Consider the following 3,712-nt stretch of genomic DNA (forward strand, 5'->3'; position numbering starts at 1 on the left):
GTTTAAGAGTCCGGTTTGATTGATCAATATTGCCGGAATGCTTGGATTTATTATTGTTGTTATATTTAATTTGGCTATCTTAAGTAATATTAATGAGTAAAACTCTTAAAGGATTTTACTTCAAAGGTGTTGAAAAATTGATCGGACCTGTAGCCGCTCTCCTCGCCTTTGTCTGTATGTTTCAATGGTATATTTACGGTAGCTTAGAACCCAATAGCGACCCAGTATTTCAGAAGAATCAGCCACCTTTAATTATGGAAGGTGGTGACCCTTATATTCGCGCTTTAATGCGAACTATTGGAGCTAGTGAAGCTAATAGCAAACGTCCTTATTCTATTTTGTATGGTGGTGAACACGTCAGCGATTTGAGTCGTCATCCTGAGAAATGCGTCACAATTACTGTCGGACCAAATACAGGAAACTGTTCTACTGCTGCGGGTAGATACCAAGTTATTAATACGACTTGGTTTAGAATTGCTGAACGCTATCATCCAAAGCAGCCGATGCCGATGATGTTTTGGGCTAGCTATAGTTTTGAACCCGAATATCAAGATAAAGTAGTTTATAGTTGGTTGAGCGATTCTAAAGAGTGGGGAGTTAATATTTCTCAATTGTTGCGAGAAGGAAAAGTAAATCAAGTTTTAAAAAAACTTTCTCCTACTTGGACAAGTTTGGGATATGGTATTGAAACTAATTCGATAAGTAGTAGTTTACCAAAAATTTATCAGAAAGTTTTGCAAGAGGAATTAAGTGCGGTTAATAAGGTTCAATAAGGTTCTGGGGAAAGAAGTCGGGTTTCTCTAAAAAACCCGACTTCTGGGTTTACAGAGACGATAAGTTGAAAAAATTCCGAATATTTTCCACAAATACCAATGTGTTTTCTAAATGAATATTGTGAGCAGTATTTTTAATAATTTTTAAATTACATAAATCGCTAATTTGAGTCATTTTTCTATTTATATCAATAAATTTTTTATCGTTTTCTCCGACTAATAAAAGTGTAGAAACTTGATTATCAGGTAATTTTTCCCATAAAGTAGGTTGAATTCCGGTACCCATCAATCGCAATGATTTAGCTAATTGCACCGGATTATTTTCCAACCGATTTTCTATCATTTGCTCAAATCCAGAATGAGTTTTAATGTTCCCAAAAATTGGCTGATTATACCAATTTTGTAGAAAATTAAGAAAATCTTCTCTTTGAATACTTCTTGCTAATTTTCTAGCTATTTGTTCGTCTCTTTTAATTCTTTCTAATCGTTCTTTTTCTGTTAACAAACCAGGAGAAGCAGATTCTAGAATCACTTGATAAAATCTTTGGGGAAACTGTAGTGTTAAATATAAAGCTAATCTTCCACCCATTGAATATCCAACTAAAAAACATTGCTTAACTTTTAATTCATCTAATAAATTTATTAAAGCATCCGCAGTATCAGCCATGGTATAGCTATCATCACCTAAAAGTTGAGTTTTTCCATGTCCGGGAAGGTCAATATTTAAACAATAAAAATCATATTTTAATAAAGATATTGCTTCCTTAAATTCATAAATATTACCCATAAAACCATGCAAAAAAAGAATCAGTGGTTTATCGGAATTACCACTGAAACAATAATGAAATCTATGATTTTTTAAACTCATCAAGATTTATTTGAATTACTTCACTAAACTATTAAAAATATAGATACCTGATGCTTTGCTAAATTCAACTTAAAATTACAAATTACCAATTAATTGAGGTAAATTAAGGCAAAAATCGGTCTAAAGCCGCCTTTAATTCTTCCATTTCAACATCAATATTGCCATTTTTTGCGGCTCTGGCAACGCATTCGGTTAAATGTTCGTCTAAAACGATCCGCGCTACCCGATCAACTGCACCTCTAACCGCAGCAATTTGCAGCAATACATCGGGACAAGGGCTATTTTGCTGCACCATAGTTTTTATACCTCTAATATGCCCTTCTATACGTGATAGCCGGTTAACTATTTTTCGTAAGGACTCTTCACTATGGATGTGGGGGTGAGCTGAATGGGTGTGATTGTGGTTATGTTCTGAATTGTTCGCGTCTGTATTCTTACTCAGTATATGGTCGTTTTGATTTGAGGTTCCATTCATGGGCTGTTTATTGGGGGTTAGGCAGTATTTATAATCCTAACGCAAAGGTCAAACAGTCCGTTAAGGTTTGTGTAATCCCCAGATTACCCGATCGCAAATGTATTCGTATTCAAAGGAAAGTTTTGCCCAATTTTTGCTAATATCTTTAATAAACCCAACAGCAGGTACAGTTTGTTTAACGTCTTATAGCTAACTATTAGCGCTGAAAATGTCGAAACTTCAGGGTTCTACAAAACGTCAATAAGCAAATAAATATGACAATTACCTGCTTTGAATAACTTTAAAGACAATTGTCAAGAATAATTAACAATTAAACTGAAAAAACGGTCTTGGTGATGAAATTTACAAATTTGCCCAAGTCGATAAGACAACTAAGTACTCATTTATTAGCAATTCTAGTCGGGGTTTTGCTGAGTGTTAATACTCTTTCGGTATTACCTTCTCAAGCGGAACCCGCACCGATAGCTCAAAAACCTTCTAATGCTGCGGCTGCGATCGCAAACAGAAGTTTTGTCACAGCAGCAGTTAATCGAGTTGGCAGTGCAGTAGTTCGGATTGATACCGAGCGCACGGTAAGCCGTCGTCTTCCCGATCCTTTTATGGAAGATCCATTTTTTAGGAGATTTTTCGGCGATTCTCTGCCCAGAAATTTGCCTCCGGAACAGCTACGTGGATTAGGTTCTGGTTTTATTATTGACAAAAGCGGGTTCGTTTTAACCAACGCTCACGTAGTTGATAAGGCAGATAGAGTAACAGTTCGTCTCAAAGATGGACGCGAATTTGAAGGTAAAGTTCAAGGAGTCGATGAAGTAACTGATTTAGCAGTTGTGAAAATTAACGCTGGTAGCGATTTACCAGTTGCACCCCTGGGTTCATCTACTGAGGTTCAAGTTGGAGATTGGGCGATCGCGGTAGGAAATCCTTTGGGTTTCGATAATACGGTAACTTTGGGAATTGTCAGTACTTTGAAACGTCCTAGTTCTCAAGTTGGTATTTCTTCCAAGCGTTTGGAGTTTATTCAAACCGATGCAGCGATTAATCCGGGAAATTCCGGAGGTCCTTTATTAAATGATAGAGGCGAAGTTATCGGTATAAATACGGCAATTCGGGCGGATGCAACGGGTATCGGATTTGCGATTCCCATCGATAAAGCCAAGCAAATCACCAGCGAATTGCAACGTAACGGGAAGGTTGCTCATCCGTTTATAGGTATAGGAATGGATGATTTAACACCTGAACAAGCGCGACGCATCAACGCTAATCCTAATTCTCCAATTCAAGTACCGGAAGTACAAGGTGTTTTGGTGGGAAGAGTTATACCAAATTCTCCAGCAGCTAATGCGGGTATCCGTGTCGGAGACGTAATTATTGGGGTTGATGGAAGGCGCATCACCACCGGAGAGGAGTTGCTGGTTATAGTTGAAAATAGCGGTGTCGGTGAAAATTTACAGTTAAAAGTACAAAGAGGTAATCGTACCCAGCAAATATCTTTACGTACTGCTGAATTGAAAGATTTTTCTTAAAAGTATAGGGAATGGAGTTAGGAGTTAGGAGTTAGGAGTGAGGAGTTATTTATTTCTCCCCATCCCCTTGTCC

Annotated in this window: 4 protein-coding genes; 2 read left to right on the forward strand and 2 right to left on the reverse strand. The window is 37.3% G+C overall.

Annotated elements, in window-relative coordinates:
• The first annotated feature begins 92 nt into the window (after positions 1 to 92).
• Entirely contained in the window at positions 93 to 773 is a 681-nt protein-coding gene (locus IQ247_RS31770) for a glycoside hydrolase family 24 protein (RefSeq protein WP_193926174.1), read from the forward strand.
• A gap of 49 nt (positions 774 to 822) precedes the next feature.
• Here the strand turns inward: IQ247_RS31770 and menH are convergent, their stop codons facing one another.
• Entirely contained in the window at positions 823 to 1,641 is an 819-nt protein-coding gene (gene menH / locus IQ247_RS31775; protein WP_193926175.1) for a 2-succinyl-6-hydroxy-2,4-cyclohexadiene-1-carboxylate synthase, read from the reverse strand.
• 103 nt (positions 1,642 to 1,744) lie between these two features.
• Positions 1,745 to 2,116: a metal-sensing transcriptional repressor gene (locus tag IQ247_RS31780; protein ID WP_193926176.1), complete on the reverse strand. Its 372-nt coding sequence runs from the start codon at positions 2,114 to 2,116 to the stop codon at positions 1,745 to 1,747.
• Positions 2,117 to 2,451: 335 nt separating this feature from the next.
• Between IQ247_RS31780 and IQ247_RS31785 the strand changes: the two genes are divergently transcribed.
• Positions 2,452 to 3,639: an HhoA/HhoB/HtrA family serine endopeptidase gene (locus IQ247_RS31785; RefSeq protein WP_193926177.1), complete on the forward strand. Its 1,188-nt coding sequence runs from the start codon at positions 2,452 to 2,454 to the stop codon at positions 3,637 to 3,639.
• Positions 3,640 to 3,712 lie beyond the last annotated feature (73 nt).

It is taken from the genome of Plectonema cf. radiosum LEGE 06105 (assembly GCF_015207665.1).
Taxonomy (GTDB): domain Bacteria; phylum Cyanobacteriota; class Cyanobacteriia; order Cyanobacteriales; family Nostocaceae; genus Rivularia; species Rivularia radiosa_A.

What these genes read in the sequence shown, in the direction of transcription:
- IQ247_RS31770 (WP_193926174.1), top strand. Translation starts at nt 93, where the DNA reads ATGAGTAAAACTCTTAAAGGATTTTACTTCAAAGGTGTTGAAAAATTG.
- IQ247_RS31785 (WP_193926177.1), top strand. Translation starts at nt 2,452, where the DNA reads ATGAAATTTACAAATTTGCCCAAGTCGATAAGACAACTAAGTACTCAT.
- IQ247_RS31780 (WP_193926176.1), bottom strand. Translation starts at nt 2,116, where the DNA reads ATGAATGGAACCTCAAATCAAAACGACCATATACTGAGTAAGAATACA.
- menH (WP_193926175.1), bottom strand. Translation starts at nt 1,641, where the DNA reads ATGAGTTTAAAAAATCATAGATTTCATTATTGTTTCAGTGGTAATTCC.